The organism is Mycobacterium bohemicum DSM 44277 (assembly GCF_001053185.1).
In the GTDB taxonomy this organism is placed as follows: Bacteria; Actinomycetota; Actinomycetes; order Mycobacteriales; family Mycobacteriaceae; genus Mycobacterium; species Mycobacterium bohemicum.
Map to the genome: position 1 here is coordinate 1,026,342 of NZ_CSTD01000001.1, position 25,069 is coordinate 1,051,410.

At 64.3% G+C, this 25,069-nt stretch carries 23 protein-coding genes and 4 pseudogenes; 13 read left to right on the forward strand and 14 right to left on the reverse strand.

What is annotated here, in order from left to right; genetic code table 11:
- Window positions 1-74 precede the first annotated feature (74 nt).
- The 3 genes from BN971_RS04955 to BN971_RS24930 form a co-directional block, all read right to left on the reverse strand.
- Complete coding sequence (locus BN971_RS04955; RefSeq protein ID WP_235852862.1) at window positions 75-1,193, reverse strand: cytochrome P450; 1,119 nt, start codon at window positions 1,191-1,193, stop codon at window positions 75-77.
- A gap of 97 nt (window positions 1,194-1,290) precedes the next feature.
- Window positions 1,291-2,076, reverse strand: coding sequence for a spirocyclase AveC family protein (locus BN971_RS04960; protein WP_066911743.1), 786 nt, complete (start codon window positions 2,074-2,076; stop codon window positions 1,291-1,293).
- Window positions 2,073-2,219 carry a hypothetical protein gene (locus tag BN971_RS24930; protein WP_170322089.1) on the reverse strand — a complete coding sequence of 49 codons (147 nt, stop codon included), beginning with the start codon at window positions 2,217-2,219 and terminating at the stop codon, window positions 2,073-2,075. The genes BN971_RS04960 and BN971_RS24930 overlap by 4 nt, the downstream gene beginning before the upstream one ends.
- 98 nt (window positions 2,220-2,317) lie before the next feature.
- Between BN971_RS24930 and BN971_RS04965 the strand changes: the two genes are divergently transcribed.
- Window positions 2,318-2,983 carry a TetR/AcrR family transcriptional regulator gene (locus BN971_RS04965; RefSeq protein ID WP_066911740.1) on the forward strand — a complete coding sequence of 222 codons (666 nt, stop codon included), beginning with the start codon at window positions 2,318-2,320 and terminating at the stop codon, window positions 2,981-2,983.
- 74 nt (window positions 2,984-3,057) lie between these two features.
- On the opposite strand, the gene BN971_RS04970 is transcribed toward BN971_RS04965, so the two are convergent.
- The 3 genes from BN971_RS04970 to BN971_RS04980 form a co-directional block, all read right to left on the reverse strand.
- Complete coding sequence (locus BN971_RS04970; RefSeq protein ID WP_066911737.1) at window positions 3,058-4,005, reverse strand: SAM-dependent methyltransferase; 948 nt, start codon at window positions 4,003-4,005, stop codon at window positions 3,058-3,060.
- Window positions 4,002-4,838: an alpha/beta fold hydrolase gene (locus tag BN971_RS04975; protein WP_066911734.1), complete on the reverse strand. Its 837-nt coding sequence runs from the start codon at window positions 4,836-4,838 to the stop codon at window positions 4,002-4,004. The genes BN971_RS04970 and BN971_RS04975 overlap by 4 nt, the downstream gene beginning before the upstream one ends.
- Before the next feature lie 82 nt (window positions 4,839-4,920).
- A complete protein-coding gene (locus BN971_RS04980) occupies window positions 4,921-5,562 on the reverse strand; it encodes a TetR/AcrR family transcriptional regulator (RefSeq protein WP_066911730.1) in 642 nt (213 codons plus the stop codon).
- A 92-nt stretch (window positions 5,563-5,654) separates the two neighbouring features.
- On the opposite strand from BN971_RS04980, the gene BN971_RS04985 reads away from it, so the two are divergent.
- Window positions 5,655-6,065 carry a limonene-1,2-epoxide hydrolase family protein gene (locus BN971_RS04985; protein WP_077087696.1) on the forward strand — a complete coding sequence of 137 codons (411 nt, stop codon included), beginning with the start codon at window positions 5,655-5,657 and terminating at the stop codon, window positions 6,063-6,065.
- 4 nt (window positions 6,066-6,069) lie between these two features.
- Here the strand turns inward: BN971_RS04985 and BN971_RS04990 are convergent, their stop codons facing one another.
- Entirely contained in the window at window positions 6,070-6,732 is a 663-nt protein-coding gene (locus BN971_RS04990; RefSeq protein ID WP_066911724.1) for a TetR/AcrR family transcriptional regulator, read from the reverse strand.
- 115 nt (window positions 6,733-6,847) lie between these two features.
- Between BN971_RS04990 and BN971_RS04995 the strand changes: the two genes are divergently transcribed.
- From BN971_RS04995 to BN971_RS05025, 7 genes and pseudogenes are all read left to right on the forward strand, one after another.
- The gene (locus tag BN971_RS04995) at window positions 6,848-7,822 is read left to right on the forward strand and encodes an oxygenase MpaB family protein (RefSeq protein WP_084454086.1); all 975 of its coding nucleotides are present in this window, start codon (window positions 6,848-6,850) and stop codon (window positions 7,820-7,822) included.
- A gap of 264 nt (window positions 7,823-8,086) precedes the next feature.
- Complete coding sequence (locus BN971_RS05000) at window positions 8,087-8,995, forward strand: SDR family oxidoreductase (RefSeq protein ID WP_066911718.1); 909 nt, start codon at window positions 8,087-8,089, stop codon at window positions 8,993-8,995.
- 54 nt (window positions 8,996-9,049) lie between these two features.
- Window positions 9,050-9,265: pseudogene (locus BN971_RS05005) on the forward strand (aldehyde dehydrogenase family protein); the annotation flags it as partial.
- Window positions 9,266-9,278: 13 nt separating this feature from the next.
- On the forward strand, window positions 9,279-10,487 hold the full coding sequence (locus tag BN971_RS05010; RefSeq protein WP_066911712.1) for a cytochrome P450: 1,209 nt from the start codon (window positions 9,279-9,281) through the stop codon (window positions 10,485-10,487).
- Window positions 10,488-10,645: 158 nt separating this feature from the next.
- Complete coding sequence (locus BN971_RS05015) at window positions 10,646-11,557, forward strand: SDR family NAD(P)-dependent oxidoreductase (RefSeq protein WP_066911709.1); 912 nt, start codon at window positions 10,646-10,648, stop codon at window positions 11,555-11,557.
- 28 nt (window positions 11,558-11,585) lie between these two features.
- Window positions 11,586-12,854, forward strand: a complete 1,269-nt coding sequence (locus tag BN971_RS05020; protein WP_085181872.1) for a cytochrome P450 — start codon at window positions 11,586-11,588, stop codon at window positions 12,852-12,854.
- 6 nt (window positions 12,855-12,860) lie between these two features.
- Window positions 12,861-14,078 carry a cytochrome P450 gene (locus BN971_RS05025; protein ID WP_085181871.1) on the forward strand — a complete coding sequence of 406 codons (1,218 nt, stop codon included), beginning with the start codon at window positions 12,861-12,863 and terminating at the stop codon, window positions 14,076-14,078.
- Here BN971_RS05025 and BN971_RS24480 read toward each other — a convergent pair.
- The 5 genes and pseudogenes from BN971_RS24480 to BN971_RS05050 all read right to left on the reverse strand — a co-directional run.
- Window positions 14,068-14,346: a hypothetical protein gene (locus BN971_RS24480; protein ID WP_134799573.1), complete on the reverse strand. Its 279-nt coding sequence runs from the start codon at window positions 14,344-14,346 to the stop codon at window positions 14,068-14,070. The two genes, BN971_RS05025 and BN971_RS24480, sit on opposite strands and share 11 nt — an antisense overlap.
- Window positions 14,347-14,591: 245 nt before the next feature.
- Window positions 14,592-15,139 (reverse strand): annotated as a pseudogene (locus tag BN971_RS05035) (MMPL family transporter).
- Between the two features lie 162 nt (window positions 15,140-15,301).
- A complete protein-coding gene (locus BN971_RS05040) occupies window positions 15,302-16,435 on the reverse strand; it encodes a spirocyclase AveC family protein (RefSeq protein WP_085181870.1) in 1,134 nt (377 codons plus the stop codon).
- 42 nt (window positions 16,436-16,477) lie between these two features.
- Window positions 16,478-17,614 (reverse strand): spirocyclase AveC family protein, encoded by a 1,137-nt coding sequence (locus tag BN971_RS05045; RefSeq protein WP_085181877.1) that lies wholly within the window; start codon window positions 17,612-17,614, stop codon window positions 16,478-16,480.
- 315 nt (window positions 17,615-17,929) lie between these two features.
- Window positions 17,930-18,410, reverse strand: a pseudogene (locus tag BN971_RS05050) (SDR family oxidoreductase); the annotation flags it as partial.
- Window positions 18,411-18,553: 143 nt separating this feature from the next.
- Between BN971_RS05050 and BN971_RS05055 the strand changes: the two are divergent.
- Complete coding sequence (locus tag BN971_RS05055) at window positions 18,554-19,057, forward strand: alpha/beta fold hydrolase (RefSeq protein ID WP_139027044.1); 504 nt, start codon at window positions 18,554-18,556, stop codon at window positions 19,055-19,057.
- Between the two features lie 88 nt (window positions 19,058-19,145).
- On the opposite strand, the pseudogene BN971_RS25595 reads toward BN971_RS05055, so the two are convergent.
- Window positions 19,146-19,427, reverse strand: a pseudogene (locus BN971_RS25595) (hypothetical protein); the annotation flags it as partial.
- Window positions 19,428-20,023: 596 nt separating this feature from the next.
- On the opposite strand from BN971_RS25595, the gene BN971_RS05065 reads away from it, so the two are divergent.
- The 3 genes from BN971_RS05065 to BN971_RS05075 are packed head-to-tail and all read left to right on the forward strand — an operon-like array spanning window position 20,024 to window position 24,033.
- Window positions 20,024-21,343 (forward strand): TetR/AcrR family transcriptional regulator, encoded by a 1,320-nt coding sequence (locus BN971_RS05065; protein ID WP_085181876.1) that lies wholly within the window; start codon window positions 20,024-20,026, stop codon window positions 21,341-21,343.
- A 6-nt stretch (window positions 21,344-21,349) separates the two neighbouring features.
- Window positions 21,350-23,080 carry a nitric oxide reductase activation protein NorD gene (locus BN971_RS05070; RefSeq protein WP_085181868.1) on the forward strand — a complete coding sequence of 577 codons (1,731 nt, stop codon included), beginning with the start codon at window positions 21,350-21,352 and terminating at the stop codon, window positions 23,078-23,080.
- Complete coding sequence (locus BN971_RS05075) at window positions 23,077-24,033, forward strand: CbbQ/NirQ/NorQ/GpvN family protein (protein WP_085181867.1); 957 nt, start codon at window positions 23,077-23,079, stop codon at window positions 24,031-24,033. Before BN971_RS05070 ends, BN971_RS05075 begins: the two co-directional genes overlap by 4 nt.
- Before the next feature lie 216 nt (window positions 24,034-24,249).
- On the opposite strand, the gene BN971_RS24485 is transcribed toward BN971_RS05075, so the two are convergent.
- Complete coding sequence (locus BN971_RS24485) at window positions 24,250-25,005, reverse strand: hypothetical protein (protein WP_139027045.1); 756 nt, start codon at window positions 25,003-25,005, stop codon at window positions 24,250-24,252.
- Window positions 25,006-25,069: the final 64 nt, after the last annotated feature.

Below are 25,069 nucleotides of genomic sequence, written 5' to 3' on the forward strand. Positions count from 1 at the left end.
AGAGACACACCGCGGATCGCCTTCCCGTAAAGACTGCAGCGCCGTTTCAAGCTGTGCAGCTCGGCGCGAGCGGGCTAAACGGTTGTGACCGGAAGGCGTGCCCATCCTCGGACGCTGGAGGTGTGGGCTCTGCTTGCGTTGTCGTAGTCGACGGTCCAGTCAGTCCATCGCTTGAGGACCTCCTCGAAGGCGACGCGTGCCTCGAGTCGCGCTAGGGCTGAGCCAAGACAAAAGTGCAGTCCTTGTCCAAAACTGAGATGACCGCCTTTGCGGTGGATGTCGTAACGGTCGGGGTCAGTGAATCGCGTCTCGTCACGATTGGCAGATCCGTTGAGCAGCAACATGTATGACCCCTCTGCTACGGTGTCACCGTAGAGCTCGACGTCGCGAGCGACGTAGCGTGCCTGTACCGGTGATGGCGGCTCGTAGCGCAGCGTCTCCTCCACCGCCGAGGGGATCAGAGAGGAATCCGCGGCGAGTTCGCGTCGCTGATCTGGATGCTCGCCGAGCAGCTGGCCCATGAATCCAATGAGCCGAGCGGTGGTTTCGTTTCCGGCGCCGGCGATCATCGCGGTATAGGCGAGCACTTCAGCGCGTTCGAGCCGGCGCCGTGATCCGTCTTGGTCTTCTACCTCTGCGTTGAGCAGATCTGTCATCAGGTCATCGGATGGATGTGTCGCCCTCCACTCGATGTATTCGGCGAACATGGCGATCGCATCCTCGAAGATCGTCGGGCTGACACCGCCGGCTGCCTCCGATGCGCCGACCGTGATGCTCTTGTCATTGCGATCACGGATCTGCTGCTGGCCTTCTTCGGGGATACCCAACAGGTAGCCGATCGTGCGCATCGGCATGATCGCGCCGAGATCAACGACGAAGTCGAACCCGTCCGCGTCGCGAAGCGGATCCAGTGCGCGCGAACAGAAACCGCGCACCAGGCTTTCTACGGCCAGCATCCGCCGAGGGGTGAAGACTCGAGACAACAAGCGCCGGTGCAGATCATGCAGCGGCGGATCCTCGAACAACAAGATGCCCGGCGGTACGTCGATGCCACTGAACAATATGTCGGCGGTCGTACCCCGTCCCGAGCGATACGTGTGCCAATCGGGCAGAGCACGCGCCACGTCGTCGTAGCGACTGAGCGCATAGAAGTTGTACTTGTCGTTGAAATACAACGGGGCTTCGGCCCGCATCCGTTTCCACACCGGATACGGATCATCGTCGATATCGAAGTCGAACGGGTCGTAGTACAGCCCCGCGGTTTGATTGCTGATCACAGATCCTCTTTCACTACCTGGGTTGGTTCGGCACGCCAGGGAACAATTGCGCATCGGGACCCGAGGTCACGTAACCCATGTGTTTGGTCACGAGGTGGGGTGCGAAAAGGCTGCCGTAGAGCACGTTTCCGATGACGATGACCGCGACGACAGCCAGCACTGCCGACTGCACCTTGGTTTTCGAGAGCCGGTCGGCCCACATCTCGATGACATTGCGGCCTTGCGCATCCGTGCGGCCCACCAGATAGGTGAAGACCATCATCTGAATACCCATCGCGACAGCGTCATAGATCGGGTACTGGTGCAGGGTCCCCTCAAACAGTCCCAGTCCGGGGATCACGAAGGCGTAGTAGAAGACGCCGATCCGGGCGCCCAGGCCCCCGTTGAACAGCAAGGCCCAGCAGAACCCGACGGCCAGGCCCACGGCCAGCAGCGTGATCGGCCTGCGCCAGTTGAACCGTGCGCTCAGCCCGCGCCCCAGTGCGGCGCCGACGACGGCCGGAATGCAGAAGTAGCCGATGTACCCTAGGGGCACCGACGAGGGCAGCCCACCCCAGGTCATGTTCAACGGCCACCACGACGGCATGCGTGGAAGTGCCGGCGGAAATTGCGCATACATCGCCCAGTCATACGGGGCTTCGATCCATGAGAACGAGATCGCCGAGATGCACAGCAGAAGCAGCGGGTGCAACCGGCGGCGGCGAACGCTCAGGTAGATCCCGGTGACGGTGAACCCGATGCCGCTCAGCCAGCCGAAGGCATTGGCCGCCGTCAGCAACGGCGTCAGCTCGGTCGTCATGACGTAGTTTCTTGACCCGAACGGCGGCGCGCTTCGGGGTCGAAATAACAGACCAGCCCGAAGATCACGATGATCAACCCGAGCAGCGTGCCGAGCATGATGACTGCGCCCACACCCACACCCTTTCGCCAAACCAGCACCACGACCGCGTTAATAGTGGACACTATTCTAAGGCGGTTGGTCAAGGCCGACTATCGTGAATGCCATCAACCGCTCAGCGCGGTCCAAGGAGAGAACAACCGTGCCCCAGCGACCGTCCGCCAAGGATCGGGCAACGGCAGATGCGCCGGTACAGGCCCTGCGCCGGCCCCGCGGTGAGCCGCGCCGACTTCTCCTGGATGCCGCGCGTGAGCTGTTCGCTCGCAAGGACTACCGCAGCACCACGACACGCGAGATCGCCGAAGCCGCTGACGTTAACGAGTACCTGCTGTTCCGCAACTTCGGCTCAAAAGCCGGACTGTTCCGGGAAGCCCTCGTCCTACCGTTCACCGATTTCGTCGACGAATTCGGCCGAACGTGGCAATCAGTGGTCCCCGACGAAACCGACGAAGAGGAATTGGCAAGACATTTCGTCGGACAGCTCTACGACGTGGTCGTCGAACATCGAGGGCTTCTGCTGACGCTCGTCGCATCGGAGACGCTCAGCGAGGACGAGATCACCGACGCGGGTATCGCCGACATCACACGGGCGCTCGGCGTGCTCGGTCAGATCAGCGCTGAGGGCATGCGTCTGCGCGGGTTGCGGGCCGGCCGGCCCGACCTGCCCGCGCACACCACGGTCGCAACGATCGCCGGCATGGTCGCTTTGCGCTCGACCTTCTTCGGGGCCAACCAGCCTTCCCGTGAGGCGATCGTCGACGAACTCGTCCAAGCGATCCTGCACGGTTTCCTGCATCGCTGCGACTGAAAGCCAAGAACGGCGCGACCGAACATGCCGAATGAATCACCGCGGTGACCAGTCACGAAATGCGGCTGTAGACGTCATGGGCTGGTCAGGGCAGATCCCGGAGGCATTGTGGCGGTGATCAGGGAGCTGATCGGAAGGACACCGATCAGGTCGGCAGGCAGAGCGCGCCCGAGGCGCGCCATCAGCTCGCGGCTGTCGAGGGCGTCGACGATCCATCCGCGGCGCGCAAGCCAATCGGCAATGTCGGTGAGGTCCTCGTGCTTGATGTAGGCCGCCACGTCCATGGTGACGCCGATCTTGTCGCGGATCTCAGCGGCCCCCTGCCGCCAGCTGCTCATCCGATCCTCACCGAGATGAGTCGACGCACTGGGATAGGCGTCCGCTCCGATACAGCTACCCTCGGCGCTGAGCCCGAGTACCCGGTCGAAGAGGTGCTCCTGATCGGCAGACGACAGGTACGGAAGCAGCCCTTCGACCAGCCACGCCGTGGACGCCGAGGCATCAAAGCCCGCCGAGCTCAGCGTTGAGGGCCACTCGTCGTCGCGAAGATCGACCGGCACCGCACGCATATCCGCCACCGGCACCGCGCCATGCGCCCGCAACACGGTGTGCTTGAAACCCAGGACATTGGGTTGATCCACTTCGTAGACCACCACCCCGGACAGGCTGTTCAGGCGATAGGACCGGGCATCCAGACCGGCAGCGAGGATGACCACCTGACGGATTCCCGCGGTGACGGCGGCGGCGAGGAAGTCGTCGAAGTGCACGGTTCTGCTGGCGACGTAATCGCGCCCGCTCGTGGCTGCCCGGCGGCCGTTGTCATCTTCGGGACCCATCCAGGACAGGTCACCGGAGGCCATCATCTGCCAACCGGGCTCCTCGACGGCCGCGACCAGCACAGCGGCGAACTCGTCACGAAACAGCGGATCATTCTGGGCCGTCTCGGCGGCCCGCTGAGCCGCCACCCCCAGCGCGGTGGTTCCGAGATTGGTGGTGACATCCCAGCTGTTGTTGCCGGTCATGACGCCGCCGCGATGTCGACGATGGCGCTGGCCAGCTCCTGGGGTGCATCGATCATCACGTAAGCGAGACTGTGCGGAATCGTGATGAGCGTGGCCCGGGGGAAGTCACGGGCGAGCCGCTCGGCATCGGAGAAGGGAAACAATTTGTCCTCGGTTCCCCACACCACGGCCACCGGCTTGTCGAAGCGCTGGATCGCGTCGACCGCCCGCAGGGTCAGCGCCGGATCCAACGACGCGGTGACGGTGGCGGCTTGCGCACGCGTGGACTTGTTGGTCAGGAAGGCACCGAACAGCTCGGCGCGTTCTCCCGCGGACAGTCGCGTGCGACACACCGCCCGCAGGAACACCTTCTGACCCACCGGGCTGGCCAGCATGGCGAGCATCGCTCGGCCCACCGCGGGACTTCGTCGGCACAACTGCACGACGAGCTTGAACTGGCCAGGCGGGAAGTGCTCGTAGCTGTCACAGTTAGTGAAGACCAGGCTGGCGATGCGCGACACGTCCAGCGAGGGGTCGCCCAGCGCGGCCAGCACCAGCCCGCCGCCGGTGTCGTTGGCCACCACCGTGACATCGTGTAGGTCGAGCTGGTCGAGAAAGGCCACGATGCGCCTCGCCGCGGCGCCGGCACCCAGATCGACATCGCGACCGACCGGCAGATGGGCACCCAGCGGCCAGGTCGGCACGATGCAGCGCACCCGCCCCCCCAGCGCCGCCACCACCCGCTGCCAAATCGCCCCGCCGACGTAAACGCCGTGCACGAACACCACGACTGGCCCCGATCCGGTGTCGGTGAAGTCGATGACTGCGCCATCCACGGTGCAGCTGTTGCCCATCACGCCTCCTTTGCCGGCAGCTTTGTCCATGAGATCTGCCCGCGTGACGTGCGAGCCTACATACAGGCTGTATGTGGGTCAATCATTCGCGGTCGGTGTTGCGCAACCCTTCGACGAGTGCATCCAGGGTGTGCACCGCTCGATCGCGCGCTGCGACCTGATCGGCGGCGTTGGCGATGAACAGTGCGGCCTCGTCGGCGGCCGCGAGCAGCAGATGCGCGAGCACGTCGATCGACAGTGCCGTGGCTAGGTCACCCTCGTCGGCGGCGCGGTGCAGCATGGCGTGGATAGCGCCCAGGCCGTAGCGGCTTTCCAGCTCGCGCCAGCGCTGCCAGCCCAGCACCACCGGTCCGTCGATGAGCAGGATCCGTTGCACGGGCTTGGTCAGGGAGGCGTCGAGGAAGCCGAGCAGGCCGCGCCGCAGCACGTCCAGCGCCGACAGATCCGCATCGCCGGTGAGCTTCTGCGCTGCCGCCATCACGAGTTCTTCTTCGACCGTCAGGAAGACGGCCTCGAAAAGAGCCTGCTTGTCGGTGAAGTGGTGATACAGCGCTCCGCGCGTGCCCACACCGGCGGCCAGCACGATCTCTTCGGTCCCGGTGTCGTGGTAGCCCTTCTCGACGAAAAGGTCACGTGCAGCGTCGATCAACGCTGCACGGGTGGCCTCAGCCTGCGCAGCGCGGCGGGCTTTGGTGTCGAGGCGCTCAGAACCGGCGGCAGCCATCACGTAAGCCTATTGCATACCATCTGTAGGTGACCTACATTCTGTATCTGAACCGTAGCTTCGCCTGCCCTGTAGCTCACCGGAGGTCGCTGATGCCTGATCCCGTCGATGTCGTCCGCCAGTTCTGCGCGCTGATGGAAAAACGCGACGCCGAGGCGCTGCGCCCGCTGTTGGCCGACGGTGCGGTATATCAGAACGTCGGCATGCCCGCCACCGTGGGCGCCGACGCCATCGTGGAAAACATGGCCGCCCAGTTCTCCATGTTTCCCGACGCCTATGCGTTTGAGATCGTCAACATCGCCCACGACGGTCCGATCGTTCTCACTGAACGACTCGATTACATTCAGGCCCCCGACGGATCCAAACCGGGCGTGCCGGTGATGGGAACATTCGTGGTCGACGAGGACGGCACAATCACCCGCTGGACCGACTACTTCGACGTCAACCTGACCGTCAAAATCCTGCAAGGCGAGGACATCTCGGCGCTGGTGCCCACCGCCTAACAGCTCACCGGCGCAGTGGAATGCTGTTCGCCGAGACGGCTGGCAACGCGGCCGCGATGTCGGGGATGGCCAGTAACAGCCCGGCAACGGTGTCAGCGACGTGATCTTGGTCGGTGGCGAAATCACCGCGCAGCCAGCCGGCGATCACTTCCATCGCACCGCTGACCAACGCAAACGACGCCATCTCGATGTCCAGCCGGCTAGCAGGTCCAGTGGTGGCCGTATCGGTGAGCATCGCGGTCATCGCGTTGGCGATCGCCCGAGTGCTGTCCACGCGCGCACGCTGCATCACGTCGGAGGTGTGCGAGCGCAACAGCAATTGGCCACGGCGCGGATCGGCAGTGAGAAATACCAGCGACGCAGCAGCGGTGGCGCGGATCTGCGCGCCGACATCGGAACCGACACCATGGGCGGCGGCGCCGACTGCCTCCAGCCCGGCAGTGGTCTGATCCCTGACCATGGCTTCTAGCAGTGCGTCGGAATCGGTGAAGTGCTCGTAGAAATATCGGTCGTTGAGTCGCGCGCGTGAACACACCGCACGCTTGGACACCGCGCGCGCACCGTATTCGGCGAAGAGGTCCAGGGCCGCCTCCAGCAGCGCCGCACGCCGGGTGGCGCGACGCCGCTCGGCAGTGACGCCACCGTAAGAGCGCGCAACAGAAGTCATCGCAAAAAGTATCCCAGAGCCCTTGACCCTTCGGACTGTTTGGTGCAATCTGACACCAGAATATATTCTGGTGTCGCGCTGCGCCAGATCTGCCCAGATCTGAGGGAGAGGCCTCATGTCGGTTGAATCGCCTGACGTGTTGATCGCGTCATCAGCACCGATCCACGACCACCCCGCGGCGTCGTGTCTTGCTGACGCGCCAACCGCCTCGGTGGCCGACCGTTTCGAACGCATCATGGGAACCCGGTTGCTGGCACTGTTCTCCCCGGCCCTGTTCGACGAGATGATGCTGCCGATGGTGTCAGCTTCTCTGGTTGACACCGCCCGCATCCGCGACAACCCGTATGGGCGGGCACGGCGCACGGCGGCGTCAGACCAAGTGGCGGTGCTGGCGAACGGCGCCCATCGCCGCGAAGAGATGCAACGCCTGGTGCGGCTGCACCGCGACATCAAAGGCGTGACACCCGAGGGGATCCGGTACAGCGGGCTCAACCCCGAGGCCTGGAACTGGAATCTGATCAGCATCTTCTTCATGCACCGCGGCGCCTTCATCGCGCTGACCGGTGAACAGCTCGACGACACGGGCGATCAGGCCGTCTGGGACCGCTACCGAGCACTCACCGCCGACTTGCAGATGCCCGGCCGGGCGCGTGAACTTCCGACCAGCTATCCACAGCTGTGCGCCTACTACGATCATGTTGCCGCCGAAAAGCTCACCCACACCGAAGCTTTGGACATCGTCATGGCCGCCACACTGCACCCAAGGCGGCCCGCGCACATGCCGGCGATCACCGCGCCGCTGTATTCGCTTCTTGGCCCGATCTTCGGGCATATTGCGGCCATCCTCGGATTCGGCATCATGCACCCCAGAGTCCGCGCCCTGGTCCCGATGCCCTGGACGCGCCGACACGACATCGAATTTCTCGTGTTCAGCCGGGTACTGCGCGGGGCCTACCGTCGGCTGCCGCGCCGCATCACCGAAACACCCTTGGCCCGCAACCGCCGCCAGTACGAGCGCATCGTCGCCCGGTATCAGGGTGTCGGACTGGTGTCCTTCGTGCCCGGCGCCACCCAAACCTGCGGTCGCTGAGGTTGTCTCACGCAGAGCCGACATGCCGCGAAGGAGTCGTCGTGGCGATGGAGACGCTCACGGCGAGCTTTTCCGATTCGACCCGCGCTACGGGAGTAAGGGATTACACGAAAGTGACCAGCGTGCAGAGCTTCTATGACACGGCCGGCCAACGGAGACCGTGCCGGGCAGTGATGGGGTCGACGCGGATACGGGGCCGATCGCAGAGCCATCGCGCCGTCGATACGGTTTCTGACAGTCCACGCTGCGCGCTGCAGGTCAGCCATGGGTGAGTCCCGCAGCGTCGTCATCACCGGGGCCTCGCGCGGGCTGGGGCTGGCCTCGGCGGCCCACCTGTACAAGGCCGGATGGCGAGTCGTCGCGGCGATGCGCACACCGGAGATCGGCCTGCAAAACATACTGGATGCCACCGGGGCCCCCGCCGACAGTTCGCGGTTGATCGGCGTGCAACTCGATCTCACCGATCCGGCATCGATCACGAACGCAGCCAAGGCGATCCTCGAGGCGGTTGGAGCCCCGGATGTCGTGGTGCACAATGCCGGGATCACCGCGGTGGGCTGCGTCGAAGAACTCGACCTCGACGTGTGGCAGCAGCTGTTCGCCACCAACCTGTTCGGCCCGGTGGCACTGACCAACGCGCTGCTGCCCTCGATGCGCGCCGCCGGACGCGGCCGCATCGTGGTGATCGCCAGCGAAAACGGTGTCCGCGGGATGCCCTGCACGGCGTCGTACTCGGCGTCCAAGGCCGGATCTGAGCGGTGGGCTGAAGCCCTGGCCGCCGAGATCGCGCCGTTCGGGCTGGGTGTCAGCGTCCTGGTGACCGGGGTGTTTGACACCGACATCATCACCGACGCCGGGGTGCAGGACCACCGCGACTTCAGCGGACCCTACGGCGCCTTGACCACCACCATCGAGCGGCGGGGCCGACTGGCCATCCGGATGGCCAGCCCGCCCAGACGTTTCGCGCACGCACTGGCCAAAGCCCTCGACGATACTGCGCCCTACGCCCGGCACGCCGTCGGCGTCGACGCCAAAATGCTGCTCATCCTCAACCGGCTTTTGCCCGCCAGGGCGATGCACCAGATCATCCGCATCGCCATGGGCCTTCCACGGCACGGCGCCGCCAAGGCCACGAGCGCAGCGCCATGCCCGCAAAGCGAGAACCGTGTCTGAGGCAGTTACCCGTCGGTTTGAGTCGCGGATGCTCATTGACGGCAGCTGGTCGACGGCCAAGCCGGCAACGTGATGTCGGGATCACTGGAACGGTCACTGGCCGTGGCGCGGCGGCTGCGCACCGGGTTCATCGGACTCAACGGCACGGTCGGATACGGCGCCGACACCCCGTTCGGGGGTTTCAAGGCCAGCGGTGTCGACCGCCAAAACGGTGTCGCCGGGTTCGACCAGTCCACCGAGGTGAAGTCCGTCGCCTACCCAGCCAGCTGAAAGGTTTTAGCGCATGCAATTATTCGATGATCTGGAGGACTTCGGGTCTTTCGATGACGCCGTGGCCGGCGACGTCCGCGACCCCTATACCGAACTGTCGCGGATGCGGCGCACCGAACCCATTCAGCGCCTCGACTTTTCGGTCATGCCCGGCGAGGAGGGCAAACCGGTCTTCATGGTGTACCGCCACGAGGACATTCAGGAACTGTTGCGCGACAACGAAACCTTCTCCTCGGCCATCATCAAGGACTTCTTCGGGATCGGCAAACACGTCATGGTCGGCATGGACGAGCCCGAGCACGGCCGCCACCGCGCACTGGTCTCCAAGGCCTTCTCCCCCAAAGCGCTGGCGCGCTGGGAAACCGATCTTGCCGGCCGAGTCGGCAACGAGCTGATCGACACGTTCGCCGATCGCGGCAGCGCAGATCTGGTGAAGGAATTCACCTTTCCCTACCCCAGCCGAGTCATCGCCGGCCTGCTGGGCCTACCCCAAAAGGACTATCCACAGTTTCAGCGGTGGTCCATTTCGCTCCTGTCAGTAGGGGTCAATCCCGAGCGCGCCGCCGAAGCCACCAAGGCGCTGGGTGACTACCTGGTGCCGATCCTTGCGGCCCGCCGCGAGCAGCCCCGCGTCGATCTCACCAGCGGCCTGGCCGCCGCCGAGATCGACGGAGAGAAACTCTCCGATGAGGAAATCTTTTGCTTCCTGCATCTGTTGTTGCCCGCCGGGGTGGAAACCACCTACCGCTCACTGGGCAACCTGCTGTTCGGACTGCTGTCCAACCCCGATCAGCTCGACGCCGTGCGCGACGACCGCACACTGCTGTCAGCAGCCATTGAAGAGGCGGTGCGGTGGGAGGCACCGCTGCTGTCGATCACGCGTGTGGCCACCCGCGACACCGAACTGGCCGGGGTGCCCATCCCCGCCGGGTCCTCGGTGATGCCGATGCTCGGTGCCGCCAACCGCGACGAGAACCGCTACCCCGACCCCGACCGGTTCAACCTGTTCCGTCAACCCAGGACCCCGATCTCGTGGGGTCACGGTCCGCACGTCTGCCTGGGAATGCACCTGGCCCGCATGGAGATGCGCGTTGCGGTCAATCTGTTATTGGACCGCCTGCCCAACCTGCGGCTGGACCCCGACGGCAACGATCCCCACATCCGCGGGCAGGTGTTCCGATCGCCGACGTCGCTGCCGGTCCGGTTCGGCGCCGACACCTAAGAGGTGGCGGTGGGTTCCACGACGGGTCGACGCGATGATGCACGGCGGGCGGCCGCAGCACCGCTTACTGCGGCGCTGCCCCGAATCGCCCGCGGTGGACCGGTCTGCCACGTGGGCGCAGTCGCCTCGAACCGCACAATCGCAGACAGGAGGGGGTCGTGACCGGACTGCGCTTCGATGACCGGGTGGTCGTGGTCACCGGCGCGGGCCGGGGGGTCGGACGAAGCCACGCACTGCTGTTGGCCGCCAAGGGAGCACGCGTCGTCGTCGTCGATAGCGGCGCCGACATCGACGGCGGCGGTCACTCTCGGGCACCCGCCGAAGCGGTCGCCGAGGAGATCAACGCCTCCGGCGGCCAAGCCGTCGCCTGTTTTGCCTCGGTCGCCGATGAACGCGCCGCCGCCGACATCATCGACACCGCGCTCAGACAGTTTGGGCGGCTGGACGCGATCGTCAACAACGCCGGCATCCACGATCCCGCCCCGTTCCAAGATCTGACCGTCAGCCAGTTTCGCACGATGATCGACGTTCACTATGTCGGCACCGTGCTTGTCACCCGCGCCGCCTGGCCGCACTTCATCCGCGCCGGATACGGCCGGGTGGTCAACACCGTTTCTGAAGCCATGCTCGGCGGTATCCCCGAATTGAGCAGTTACGGGGCAGCAAAGGGTGCAGTGTTTGGACTGACCCGGAATCTGGCCACCGAGGGAGCCGCGCACGGCATCGCGGTTAACGCCATCGCGCCGCGCGCGTTCACCCGCATGTCGGCCTCACACTCCCACGCCCTGGCCGAGCACCTGTCCATACCCACCGACGTCATGGACCAAATCAACGCCGCCATGCCGCCCGAATTATGCGCGCCGGCAGCGGTGTTCCTGGCTCACGACTCGTGCCCGCTGACCGGTGAGGTTCTTCAGATTGGGATGGGCAGCGTCGCGCGCCTCGCCGTGGTGCGTGGACCCGGATTCGCCAGGGACGCGCTGACCGCCGAAGACATCGCCGACAACCTTGCCGACGTCATGAACCTCCACGACGCCTCGGTCACCGAATCCGCCGCGCCCGTATTGTGACAGCCCCACTGCAAGAGGAGATTTGGCTGTGAACGACTTCGATTCGGTCGACTATTTCACCGACCCTGAGCTGGTGCCCGACCCCTACGGGTATTTCGACCATCTACGCGCCAAATGCCCGGTGACCGCCGAGCCGCACCATCAGGTGATGGCCATCACCGGCCACCAAGAAGCCCTCACCGTCTATAAGGACAACACCTTTTCGGCGTGTGTGTCGGTGGCCGGCCCCTACGCCGGGGTGTCCTTCGACACCGACACCGATGACATCAGCGCCCTGATCGCCGAAAAGCGCGACCAGATCCCGATGAGCGAGCACATCGTCACCCAAGACCCCCCCGAGCACGCCTACACCCGAGGGTTGTTGAGCCGTCTGCTGACCCCCAAGCGCCTGTCGGAGAACGAAGACTTCATGTGGCGCTTGGCCGACGAGCAACTCGACGAGTTCGTGTCCCGCGGCAGCTGCGAGTTCCTGGAGGACTACGCGCGACCGTTCTCGCTGCTGGTGATCGCCGATCTGCTCGGTGTTCCCGAAGACGACCACAAGATGTTCCGTGCGACGCTGGCAGCCAACGACGAGGTCCCCGGCGCTCTCGGCGACGACGCGCCAGCGCACAACCCGCTGCTGTGGCTGGATGAGAAGTTCGCCGGCTACATCGTCGAGCGCCGTGCGCAGCCACGCCAGGACGTGCTAACTGAACTGGCGCAAGCCAAGTACCCGGACGGGTCAACACCTGAGGTGATGGATGTCGTGCACCTGGCGACGTTCCTGTTCTCGGCGGGCATGGAGACCACCACGAAACTTCTCAGCTTCGCGCTGCGCGTTCTCGGGGAGCGCCCCGACATTCAGACGGTGCTGCGCGAGGACCGCAGTCGCATCCCGGTGTTCCTGGAAGAAACGCTGCGCATGGAAAGCCCGGTGAAAAGCCACTTCCGCCTGGCACGGCAATCGACCACGGTGGGCGGCGTGCCGATCGCGGCCGGCACCACCATGATGCTGCTCCCTGGAGCATGCAACCGTGACCCCGCAAAGTTCGACGCACCCAACGAATTTCGGCTGGACCGCCCGAATGTGCGTGAACACATCGCCTTTGGCCGCGGCAATCACTCCTGCCCAGGGGCGCCGCTCGCGCGTGCCGAAGGCCGCATCTCACTGAACCGCATCTTTGACCGGATGGCCGACATCCGCATCAGCGAGGCCTGCCACGGCCCCGCCGACACCCGCCACTACGGGTATGAACCCACCTTCATCCTGCGCGGTCTGACCAACCTTCACTTAGAGTTCACCCCGCTGGACTGACCGTCGATGTCTTCGGAAACCTCAGATCTCTCCTCCGGCGGCGATATGCCAGTGATGCCGGTCCCCCGCGCAGTTCAGTGTCCGCTTGAGCCGCCTGCGGCATTCACGACCTGGCGCCAGGAGCCGGGTCTGCGACGTGCGACATGGCAAGGCCAACCACACTGGGTGGTGAGTCGCTACCACGACATCCGGGAAGCGTTAGTCGATCAACGACTTTCGGCCGATACGATCGATTGGTCCCGCATGCCTGCGGGCCGCGAAAATACACCCGTCATGTTTGCGCGAACCGACGACCCCGAACATCATCGGCTCCGACGGATGATGACCAGTCAATTCACCTTCAGGCGCAGCGAATCGCGTCGGCAACAAATCCAACAGCTGGTCGATGAATGCCTGGATACGATGATTGCCACCGGGCCACCATCGGATCTGGTGCGCGAATTCGCGTTGCCCGTACCGTCTTTGGTGATCGCTTTGCTGCTGGGCGTCCCGGAGGAAGATCTCGATTTTTTTCAGCGCAACACCGCGATCACCTTGGACTCAAGTGTGAGCGACGAGCAGCGTTCGCAGGCATTTGCGGCAATGTACCTTTACATTCACGAGTTGACACAGCGAAAGCAACGCGAGCCCGGCGACGACCTGATCAGCCGCCTGGTCACCGATTACGTAATGACCGGCCAACTCGATCGAGACACCACAGCCATGACGGGCGTGATCATGATGCAGGCGGGTCACGAAACCACGGCGAATATGATCGCGTTGGGTACCCTTGCGCTGCTGGATCGGCCAGAGGTGTTTCATCGACTGGGCCAAACCGACGATCACTCTTTGGTTGCCAACATCGTTGAAGAGCTGATGCGGTATCTCACCATCGTGCAGAGTCAAGTCGACCGGGTGGCTACCCAAGACCTCGTAATCGGTGGCCAACTCGTGCGTGCGGGAGAAAGGCTGTTGATGAACCTGCCGGCCGGCAACTGGGATGATACTTTCGCCAGCGATCCCGATCAGTTCGATGTCGAGCGAAAGACGCGGGGACACCTCGGTTTTGGCTACGGAGTTCATCAATGCATCGGGCAGAACCTTGCGCGAGTCGAAATGCAGGTAGCGTTTGCGTCACTGGCAAGGCGCCTGCCCAGCTTGCAATTAGCCGTACCGTCAGCCGATCTCACGTTCAAAGCCGAGTCCGGCATCTACGGTATGAATGAGCTGCCCGTCACGTGGTAAAACGCGTTCGGGAGCTCATCCGTGCTGGAGTTCGGGTAGCAGCCGGTCCAGGCGGCGTGGGATCCACCAGTTCCAGTTCCCGGTGATTTTCAATGAAGGCAGGCACAAGGGTGACGCGGATGAGTGTGGCGTCAAACAGCACCGCAACAGCGAGTCCGAATCCGATCTGTTTCATCTCCGGGATTCTGTCCAGGCAGAAAGATCTGAAAATTGCCACCATGATCGCGGCCACCAACAGGATCAGTGTGCAGGCCACAAGAACCGGCACCGGGCGTCTCATCACCGCACGCGCCCAACGTTCCCATCGACTACCGTTGTCTGCCAATCGTTTGGAGCTGGGTGAAGCCTCCTCCCTCTGTCCAGCCGGTCGCCCAGGACGACCAGCAACAATGCCGGCAAGAGGGTCAGTGCGCCGGTGACCAGGACGAGGATGACGAGGATGACTCCGATTGCGGAGTCAGCGTAAAACGGGCAGACCGGTGACTGCCATTGCGACCAGTGAGATGACGACGATCATGCCCGAAAGAGCGCCGTGCGACCCGCTGTCTCGAGTGTTCGCACGATGGCCTGCCGCGGGACCATGCCGGCGGACAGTTCCTCACGGTAGCGCCGCACGATCAGCAACGAGTAGTCGATCCCGATCGCAAGGCCCATCATCGCCACCAACGACTCGACGAATACGTTCCAGTCCATGAGGGACACCGAAGCGACAACAAGCCGAGAGTGACCCCCACAGCGCACATTCCGAGCACCATCGGCATCATCGCGGCCAGCACGGACCGCTGCGCGAGCGGCAGCACGATGAACGCCAATGGCAGACTGACCATCTCGGCGGTCATCATGTCCTGTCCGTCGACTTCGGTGAGGTCGCCCATCAGCGGACTGTTGCCGGCCATCGCGGCGTTGATTCCAGCGGGCATGTCTTTCGCCAAGTGCTCGTTGAGCGACGCCGACGCCTTCTGGCGTTCACCAACATCGCCCTTGAGCAAGACGGTTGCCGTAATGACGCTGCCATCGGCAGAAAGCGCGCCTCCCCCGGAAGCGCCCGCGGGGCAGGACATCCACGATGACCAATTGTCGCCTCACCACGCCGGTTTCCCACGCGAACGTATCGGCGCCTTCGGCACAGATCGCCCCCAACGGCAATCACAGGGTCACACGGTCGTTCCCGACGTGCAGACTGCGCACTCGTTGCTTGCAGACGCCACCGATGCGCCCAGCACTCACTGCTTGTTCGAAGCGCACCGGTCACTGATGGATCCGAGCGTCACGTGGGGACGTCCGTGCGGTTGGGCCATCATCCACGTCGAGGCAATACCCACCGAGTACGGGCCTTGCTGACCGTTTTGCTCGTAAAAGCCCTGCGGGTCATAGACTTTGGCTTCCGGGTAGGGCCAGGGGCACGCGACAGATGTCGCGATCCGTGTCCATTTGAACGAGGCGAACGCCAGCCCGTACACCAAATAGAACACATTGACGATGATGAGCATCACGATGAACGAGCCCAGCGCCGGTCGGCCCGTAAAGATGCGGGCACGTTGGGCCAGTTTCTCCGACACCGTGCGGCCGGTGTCGTCCCGATAGACCAGTATCCCGGCAGGAATCATCACCAGCGTCACCAATGAGGATTCCCACAACAAGGGGAATTGAACGGGAGTGCCCACAAAGATCGACCCAAAGGGAATCACCTGGGAGTACATGTAGAGCCCGGTGTGGATCATCGTGACCTCAAGAATCATGTCGATGATGAACCCGAAGATGAAGATCAGTACCCCCAGGCTCAGCAGGGGGTGGCGCCACACGAAGGTGTCAGTGCCCCGCCGGGCCTGAATTTTGCGCAGCGCCCAGACTCCCGGGAAGTACGGTCCGAACTGGAACATGACGTAGCCGAAGACGACGAACGGTTCGACGGTCGGCGCCAGCGAGACCCATGGCCAGGATTCGGGCCAGTGCCATAGCCGCGGGTCGTACACGGCGTAGGGCGCCCAGTTCATCAGCGGGTCCTGCCAGACGATGATCGTGGTCACCAGGCTCATCAGGATGTAGGGGTGCGGCCCGTAACGTCGCCAGCCCCATACGCCTGCCACGATGAGACCCACGACGGCGATGAGGGTAAAGATCTGCAGGACGGGGATCCAATGCTGGTAGCCGAGGAGCGGCTCCCAAGGCCGTGGCGTACCCGTGACCGCGGGGTTTGCGATCCGCGCATCGGGATAATTGCGCGCGTTCCACCCGACAGCCACCACCGTGGCGACACCGAGCGCGAGCCACACCCACTTCCAGATCCCGCTGGCCGACCAGCGGGTCGGCTCGATGTCGGGTGGGCTCGCCGGCTTGGAGGTTCGTTCTGTGGTCATTGTCTCTCCTCACCCATCACTGATCGTCTGAAATTTGCGCGGTCACCTGTTGGCGCCCTGGGCACAACGGTCACTTTCGGAGCCGAGCTGCACGTTCGGGCGCCCGTGGGGCTGGCCGTTGCCCCAGGTCGACATGATCCCCACTGAATAGGGACCTTTCTGGCCGTTCTGCTCGTAAAACCCCTGGGGGTCAAAGACTTTGGCGTCGGGGTACGGAAACGGACAAGCGACCGAGGAGGCCAGCCGAGACCACTTCAGCGCGGTGAACGTCGCTCCGTAGACCAGGTAGGAAACGTTGATGATGACCAGCATCACCAGAAACGAGGCGAGCACCGGCCGCCCTGCGAGGATGCCCGCGCGCTGGGCCAGTTTTTCTGACACCGTGCGGCCGGTGTCGTCGCGATACACCAGGATGCCGGCGGGGATCATGACCAGCGTCACCAACGACGACTCCCACAGCAATGGGAACTGGTAGGCAGTGCCCACAAAGATGGAGCCGAACGGGATCACCTGGGAGTAGATGTAAAACCCGGTGCGCACGAGGAACACCTCTAACAGCATGTCGATGAGGAAGCCGCAGACGAAGATCAACGCGGCGAGGCTGATCAGCGGGTGACGCCACACGAAGGCGTCAGCCCGGCGCCGGGCCTGAAGTTTGCGCAGAATCCAGACGGCAGGAAAATACGGGCCAAACTGAAACAACGCATAACCCAGGACGACGAAGGGCTCGATGGTCGGAGATATCGAAACCAGCGGCCATGACTCGGGGAAATGCCACAACCTGGGGTTGTACACCGCGTAGGGCGCCCAGTTCATGATCGGGTCTTGCCAGGCGATGAAGGTGGTCACCACACCCATCAAGACGTAGGGGTGCGGCCCATAGCCTCGCCATCCCCACAGGAATAGCGCAAAAAGGCCGGCGACCAACACGACCGCGAAGATCTGGAACAGCCCCAGCCAGTGGTCATAGCCCAACAGCGGCTCGACGGGGCGCGGGGTGCCGGAGAACTCCGGATTACCAACCCGCGCATCGGGATAGTCGCGCGCGTTCCACGCGACGGCGACGACCAACGCGACGCCGAGCACCGCGAGCAACCAGGCTGCGATCCTGCCCCTTGGGGACCGTGCAGCGACGCGTTCCGGTGTCCGCGAAGGTGCTGCGGTTTGCTCGGTGGTCACCAACCGCCCTCCACAAACATTTGTTCCGGGCCGGGGCGATCGCCGACTACGTCTCGGGATCGCATCGATAACGCCGGAGCCCCGCTGCGGCGGGGCTGGCGTGGAGGCGGATGGGGTGAACGCCTGTCGTACTCGGATGTCATCTAGCGGCTCACCAGCGCACGCGTCGCCGCCGCCCCCGGCGGCCGCGACGTCACGGGGTCGACCTGCACCTCTGTCGAGTCAACCGACATTGCTCCCTACCCATTGTTTCTGGTGTCGTTCGGCACCAGACCATGATTCTGGAGTCAGACTGCACCACAACGGGTCCATTGGTCAAGCATTCAGGGGGCACGTCCCATCTGCCGGGCCCGTTGGCCACTTCAGCAGGCCCGGCGTCCACGCGGATGTGTTGGCCGGTGATGTAGCGGCTTTCGTCGCTGGCCAGGAACACGCCCAGGTTGGCGATGTCTTCGGGTTCGACGTAGGGAGTGGGCATGGCCCGGAAAAGGGTGAATAACGGTTCGGCGTCCTCGCGGGTGGCCTTCTTGCCCGCTTGGGTCAGATCCGGGCGGAACATGCTGTACATGCCATCGTTCTGCAGCAGGTGGGTGTTGCAGTTGGTCGGGTGGATGGCGTTGATCTGGATCATCCGCAGCGCCAGGTGCAAGCACATCTCCTCGACGTCCTCCATGACGACGCGCTTGCTCCAGGCGTAGCCCGCCCCTCCGGGGCCCATGGTCGGGTTGTCGGTGGCGCCCCGGATCATGCCGGCGGTGGAACCGGTGACGATGATGGAGGCGCCGTCGCACAAGTGCGCGCGCTACTCGACTAGACCTTTGCACCAAGCCGCGATCATTAGTCGCCAACATGTGCAGGGAAATACCACTAGCGCGGAACAGATATTTGGTGCAATAGCCGAGAACGGTGCGGCGGGGTGACCTTTCGGAGGGGCGATCAATGCAGAGCAACAACGGGGGTACCGATTCGGGTTCGACCGTGCTGGTCGATTCGCGTCGCGTGGGTGTGTGGCGGTTTGGGTCACCTGGTGGGTGGCCCCTGGTGTGGAACCACGGCGGACTCAGTTGCGGTATGGACGCCACGGTGATGGACGAGGCGGCGCGTTCTTGTGGTGCCGAAATCATCGCAATTGACCGACCGGGCATTGGGCGCAGCGACCTGTGGAGCATGGCCTCGGTTGGCCAGTGGGGGCACACCGTGGCTCAGGTTGCTGACCTGCTGCTTCTAGATGACTTCGCCGTCGCCGGCTGGTCGGGCGGAGGCCCCTTCGCGTTGGCGTGCGCTGCGGCGATGCCCGGGCGAGTACGCGTGGTCGCCACCATCGACGGGATGGCTCCCCTGGAGCGACTCAGGAACGTCTTCGAGATCGGGTTCTTGCCCGATGAGTTGCTCATCCGGCCGCCCGATGGGCGCCGTGGGCCGCTGCGGCGCTGCTGCAACTGATACGCCGTGTACCGCCACGCGTGCTCGGGTGGGTCCTCCCGCACCTAGCAGGCAGCCGGGATGGCGCAGCACTCAACCCGCCGCTGGTGTCGCGCAGTTCGTGGCGTTCACGCACGTCGGCGATCCGCGCGACCACGCGCCGCCCAAGTTCTTTCACCGATCGTTCGGTGTCAGAGAGGTCGTCGGGTGTCGCCAACGGGTAGGGGTTGCTCGGGACGTCCCGGCAGATATCGAGGGCAACGATGTCGGCGCCCGCTTTGGCTATGGCGACGGCGTGCGCGCGCCCTTGGCCGCGGGCAGCTCCCCTGATGACGGCGACCTGCCGTCGAGACGTCCGGACAAAGGATCTTCCTCCACTTCGGTTGCTTATCAACGTGATACGGCTAACCTGCAGGCCGGTCCATCAACCAAGAGCAGGAAGCGGTGACTGGGCGTCTGGCTGCGGTCCCTTGACCAACCCAACTGATCTGGTGCAATCTAGCACCAGATCTTATTCTGGAGTCAGACTGCACCACAATAGGTCGGGACGGAGAGGACGAGCGATGTCGCTAAGCTGCCCGCGTGTCTCGACCGGCCGGTTAGAGGTGTCCGCTGAGCTGGTGGCCATCTCATGTCTCGTCGGTAGCTCCTCGATGAGCTTGGGTCCGACCGGGTCGAGCAGCTGTCGGGTTCGCGTTGCGCCCAGGGAACATTGCCGCCCTGCCGCACCCGCCGACGCTCTTGGGGATTCGCCGTCATGACAGGCCTGCTCCGATTCGCCACCCGATGCTTGCCTTGGCAATTCATCGGCACCACGCGTGGTCGCACGCCGCGAGAGCACGGTCGATTCGGCGCCGGCCACAACAACGTCGGACGGAGGTCAGCCGCACCCGGCGCCGCCAACAGACCTCCAGACATTATCGAGTGTCAGTCATGGTGACCCGCGCCCGCGTCATGCGATCGGCTCAGCCCCGCCGGGCCGAACCGATGTCACCACCGCATAGTGGTCCCCGCTTGCCGGCGGACACTTGTTGGGCCCGCCAGTGCACGGCACGTGCCAGGATCCTGCAGGCGGCCGAATCGGTGATCGCCTCGGCAGGCCCGCGCGCCTCGTTGGCTGACATCGCCGCAGCCGCCGGCATATTGGCGGGCAGCCTGTATCACCACTTCAGCAGCAAAGAAGAGTTGCTTTTCGAACTGGTCCAGGGTTTTCGCGCCGACATCGACCGCGTCGCAAAGGCGGCGCTCGATGACACCGACCACCGCCAGCCCAGCCCATTCCCCGCCGGGTTCTATGACTTCGGCTCAGCCATCGCGCGCTGTGCGGCGCGCCACCCGGCCGCATTGCAGATGTCATTCTTCGAGGCTGCCAGCGCCAACCCGTCACTGAGCCTGCTTCTGTCCGCGAGACCCACGACGCTGCAATACACGATGACCCAGATACTGGCGGCCGGCGCGGCCAACGGTCTGCTTCGATCAGGTGTCGCCATATCGGCGCTGGCCGATCGTATCTGCCAAAGCCTGATGCACGTCGGGCTCGACGTCATCCGCCACACCGCCGCCGCCGAGGATGTCGCCGCCCTGTTGTGCCGAATCATGACGACAGGGCTGAGCAGCCGGCCGCCTGCAGATGACGAACTGGACTCCTCGGCCGCCTTCGCCGCCGCCGAAAAGGCCATCGGCTCGTGGGGTGAGGACAGCCATGTCGAGGTCACCGGCAAGTCCGCCTACATCCACGCCGTGGCGCGAGAACAATTCGGTCGCCGCGGATATGAGGCCACCACGATGCGCGACATCATCGAGGCCACCGCATTGGGTCCTGCCCGCGTGTACTCGGTGGTCGGCTCCAAAGACAGGTTGTTCAGAGCGATCATCGAGGCGTTCGGACGCAAGGCCGGCGGAGGTTTCGCCGAAGTCCTGGCCAGCGACGCCACCGCGGTCGAGAAGCTCGATGCGCTCAGTTGGGTCAACATCAACGCGATCGACCGCTTCCCCCACGAGTGGAAGATTCAGCTCGCGTGGCTGCGCCAGCACCCGCCGAACACACCAGAACCAGGCCTGGCCTTCGCCCAGCGACTGGCCGAACTGGAAAGCCTGCTGCGCGAGGGCATCCGGTCACACGACCTGCAGGCGCACACATCATCGCTAGAGATGCTGGCGCGCTGCGTCATGGGCGTCTTGTGGATACCCGAAAACCTCGTCCACCGCCTGGGTAGACGGGCGGCGCTGCGCCTGGCCCGCGACACCGTGATCCGTGGCATCGCCGACCGCAGCCTGACTCCGACGCGCGGCCCGGCACGGACATAGGACCAGATGACACCCGATCGCCCCGCCACACCCTTGCCACAGCTAGAGATGCTGGCCTCAGCGCTGTCAGGGCAACCGGTTGCCGTCGCCGCGACAGAGCCCGGGCAGCCGTGCTGGACCAACAGGCGCACGATTTTCGTCGACCCAAACAGCCCGCCCACAGCTCGACTCACCGCGATCACCGTTCAAGCCTGTCTGATCGCGGCCGACAGCCTCCAACCCGCGATCACCTGCACATTGAGCACACATCGCGCGGCGGTGCGCCGCTACCTGGCCATTGAAGGTCACCGCGCGCTGGCCGCCAACCAGATGTGGCTGCCCCCGGCAGTGCGCACGCTCATCGACGGCGACCTCGCCTCGCGCACTCACTCGCCGGCCGCCTCACTCGACATCGCGTTAAGTCGCCAACCCATACCCGACCCGCCCGCCGATTTCGGCGTCCTACGTCCCCGCAAGGTCGTCGTCGACAAACGCGCCGACCACGGGCCCGGGCCGGCCGGCGAGCACACCCCACGACGACAACAGGACAAAGAACTCCAGGAACTGGCCGACGACGACATCGCCGACGACCAGGACATGCAAGACCCGTTCACCAGCCCGGTCGGCGGTGGCGGCGTGCTGGGCAAACTGCTGGCACGCATGCTCAGCGTGGTGCGCCAGCTGTCCGGAGGCGGCCAACCAGGCGCTGACACACCGACGCATCGCACCCGGGCCGGCGCGACGGGCAGCACTGCAGTGGTTTCCAACGCACGATCGGCAACCGAGACTGACGATCCCTTCGCCCCGCGCGGCGCGACATATCCCGAATGGAACATGCGCGAGCGCCGCTACCGCCCGCAGTGGTGCACGGTGCACGAGATCGAGCCCCCGAATACCGGTGCGGCCGCGCACATCGCATGCGATATCGGGCTGCGTAAGCCGCTGGCACGCCTCGGGGTCGGGCTGCAACGGTCGCGCCGCCAGGCCCAAGGCGACGACATCGACATCGACGCGGCGGTGGAAGCCCAAGTGGAAACACGGGCCGAAGCGCCCTCGGCCGAGGAGGTCTACCTCGATACCCTGCGGCGCCGACGCGATCTGGGGGTGTTGGTTTTGCTCGACGTCTCTGGATCCACTGCCGAACCGGGAACGCACGGTCAGACCGTACATCAACAGCAGCGCACCACCGCAGCAGCGCTCACCGTGGCGCTGCACGACCTCGGTGACCGAGTCGCGTTGTATGCGTTCGCCTCTCAAGGTCGATCCATGGTTGAGGTGACACCGGTGAAACGCTTCGACGATCACCTCGACACCCTCACCATGCAACGGCTGCAGGCCATCACTCCCGGCGCCTTCTCACGACTGGGCGCCGCGATCCGTCACGGCGCAGCGGTGGTAGAAAAACACGCCGGCACGCCGCGCCGACTGCTCGTGGTGATCTCTGACGGCCTGGCCTACGACCACGGATACGAACGCGACTACGGTGCCGCCGACGCGCGCCGCGCGCTGGCCGAGGCTCGCCGCCGCGGCACTGGCTGTCTGTGTCTGACCATCGGCGCCAGCACCGACGTCGCGGCGCTGCGCCACGTCTTCGGCAGCACCGCCCACGCCACCGTTGCACGCCCCGAGGATCTCAAAGGTGTTGTCGGACCCCTGTTTCGGTCCGCGCTTCGCTCGGCAGAAGCGCGCCGCCGCCTGATTAATGCCACCCGCCCGGTTCAGCAGGTCACCTCAACAGAACGGACACGAAGCGCATGACGCGATCCACCGACCCCCGCCACCTGACCAACGTGTCCGCACCGCGAGACCCCGGCAACGACGGTGGGCGGCTGCACGTTGCCAGCACCGAGGGCGCAGTGGCCCCATCGGGCACCGCCGGCACCGCCGGCAACGGTGAATCGACCCGCGCCGACGTCGGCGACAGTGCTGCCCGTCCCTACTATGTCGCCGTCGGTGATGAAGAAGATGTGTTCAAAGCCGCCTACCTGCAAGGCCTTTCGATTCTGCTCAAAGGTCCGACCGGATGCGGCAAGACCCGCTTCGTCGAGGCCATGGCCCACGACCTGGGTCGGCCACTGATCACCGTCGCCTGCCACGACGACCTCACCACCGCCGACCTCGTCGGACGATTCCTCCTCGTCGGCGGAGACACTCAATGGGTCGACGGGCCGCTAACCCGCGCGGTGCGCGAAGGAGCCATCTGCTACCTCGACGAAGTCGTCGAGGCCCGCCAAGACACCACCGTCGTGCTGCACCCATTAGCCGATCACCGCCGCCAGCTGCCCGTCGAACGGCTCGGCGTCACCCTGGCGGCGGCACCCGGGTTCGGCCTGGTGGTCTCCTACAATCCGGGCTACCAAAGCGTCCTCAAAGATCTCAAAGACTCCACGCGGCAACGCATGGTCGCCTTAGAGTTCGACTTCCCCAACGCCGACATCGAAGAAAAGATCGTCGCGACCGAAGCAGGAATCAGCAGCGACCACGCCGCACAGCTTGTCCGGTTCGGTCAAGCGATCCGGCGCCTGGAAACCGGGGGGTTGCGCGAAGTGGCGTCCACGCGGGTGCTCATCGCAGCGGGCCGCCTGATCGCCCAAGGCCTGCCCGCACCCAAAGCGGCACGCGCCGCGATCGCCGGACCCCTCAGCGACGATCCCGCCATCACCAACGGACTCATCCAGATGATCGAGGTCTACCTCAACGAGGACGCCTAGCACGGCCCGACGGCGCATAACGCGATGCAGCAGGCAGATAGCGAATACCGGTTGTGGCTTCCCACGACATCCGAGAATTCCGGCGTAATCACTGCGGACGCTCTGCGGACGGCGACGACGCTCGAACCTGTTGTTACGGCCAGAAATATGCTCTGACGTGTAGTGGCATGTACAGGATTCGAGCCTGTGAAGCTTTCGCGACGGATTTACAGTCCGCTAGATCCGAAAACTGTGCCGCCCTTCAACCCGGCGCCTAACGCGGCTCCCTAAGCCAAATTCAGAAAGCACAGGTATGAGCTCTGTAAGCATGCGGAGGACATAAATCGGAACGAGGAACGTCGACTTCAGTCGCTGAGTAATGATCGGTGGATCTTCCAATACGCGAAGAGCCCACTCCGCTTGCCGATCTACGTCAGCTACGTCGAGTACATCGGCAGCCGCACTGATTAATTCGATGTCAGCAAGAAGACCGGTTCTGATTGAAATGTCGATGTCGATGCCGCTGGCGGCGTCTTTGACTGCAATCGCCGGTCCAACTCGCAGCACGTGTCGAACCGCAAGCTTGACACCGTCGTCATCGCCGGCAATGCGCATCGCGGTTAGGGCTGACACCACATGAGCTGTGCTGCGGTGCCCAGTGACCAGCACTCGCCTCGCCAATTGTGCATATGCACTTCGCCATGCAAAGTGGTCACCAGTCAATCCGGCAATCGACGAGGCGGCGCGCAGATGTAGCCAGGTCTGGTCCGACGCCCCGATCGTGATAGTGGTGTCTTGGGCCCACTCCCGGAAGTCCTCATTGGCCTGGTGCTGTAGACCCGCTGCGACCTCTTCGGTACGCCACCACGCCGCAAGGGTGTCTCGACCTGCAACAACATCTGCGATGCCGTGCGGCTTCGACCAACTGGTCGCGATAATCAGACCCGCCGATGAACCGACCAGCGCTCCGGCTGTTGGGTCGGTTCGCGCCATCGGCCGAAGGCTCTGAATCTCGATAGCGAGATATTGTGCAGCTTCAAGATCGCCAAGCTCGCTT

Excerpts from the sequence above, each read along its gene's own strand:
- BN971_RS04985 (WP_077087696.1), top strand. The coding sequence starts at position 5,655 with ATGCCTGATCCCGTCGATGTCGTCCGCCAGTTCTGCGCGCTGATGGAA.
- BN971_RS05065 (WP_085181876.1), top strand. The coding sequence starts at position 20,024 with ATGTCACCACCGCATAGTGGTCCCCGCTTGCCGGCGGACACTTGTTGG.
- BN971_RS04955 (WP_235852862.1), bottom strand. The coding sequence starts at position 1,193 with ATGCGGGCCGAAGCCCCGTTGTATTTCAACGACAAGTACAACTTCTAT.
- BN971_RS04990 (WP_066911724.1), bottom strand. The coding sequence starts at position 6,732 with ATGACTTCTGTTGCGCGCTCTTACGGTGGCGTCACTGCCGAGCGGCGT.
- BN971_RS04975 (WP_066911734.1), bottom strand. The coding sequence starts at position 4,838 with ATGGGCAACAGCTGCACCGTGGATGGCGCAGTCATCGACTTCACCGAC.
- BN971_RS05000 (WP_066911718.1), top strand. The coding sequence starts at position 8,087 with ATGGGTGAGTCCCGCAGCGTCGTCATCACCGGGGCCTCGCGCGGGCTG.
- BN971_RS05055 (WP_139027044.1), top strand. The coding sequence starts at position 18,554 with ATGCAGAGCAACAACGGGGGTACCGATTCGGGTTCGACCGTGCTGGTC.
- BN971_RS04970 (WP_066911737.1), bottom strand. The coding sequence starts at position 4,005 with ATGACCGGCAACAACAGCTGGGATGTCACCACCAATCTCGGAACCACC.
- BN971_RS04980 (WP_066911730.1), bottom strand. The coding sequence starts at position 5,562 with ATGGCTGCCGCCGGTTCTGAGCGCCTCGACACCAAAGCCCGCCGCGCT.
- BN971_RS05070 (WP_085181868.1), top strand. The coding sequence starts at position 21,350 with ATGACACCCGATCGCCCCGCCACACCCTTGCCACAGCTAGAGATGCTG.
- BN971_RS05025 (WP_085181871.1), top strand. The coding sequence starts at position 12,861 with ATGTCTTCGGAAACCTCAGATCTCTCCTCCGGCGGCGATATGCCAGTG.
- BN971_RS05010 (WP_066911712.1), top strand. The coding sequence starts at position 9,279 with ATGCAATTATTCGATGATCTGGAGGACTTCGGGTCTTTCGATGACGCC.
- BN971_RS24485 (WP_139027045.1), bottom strand. The coding sequence starts at position 25,005 with ATGGCGCGAACCGACCCAACAGCCGGAGCGCTGGTCGGTTCATCGGCG.
- BN971_RS04960 (WP_066911743.1), bottom strand. The coding sequence starts at position 2,076 with ATGACGACCGAGCTGACGCCGTTGCTGACGGCGGCCAATGCCTTCGGC.
- BN971_RS05075 (WP_085181867.1), top strand. The coding sequence starts at position 23,077 with ATGACGCGATCCACCGACCCCCGCCACCTGACCAACGTGTCCGCACCG.
- BN971_RS04995 (WP_084454086.1), top strand. The coding sequence starts at position 6,848 with ATGTCGGTTGAATCGCCTGACGTGTTGATCGCGTCATCAGCACCGATC.
- BN971_RS05040 (WP_085181870.1), bottom strand. The coding sequence starts at position 16,435 with ATGACCACAGAACGAACCTCCAAGCCGGCGAGCCCACCCGACATCGAG.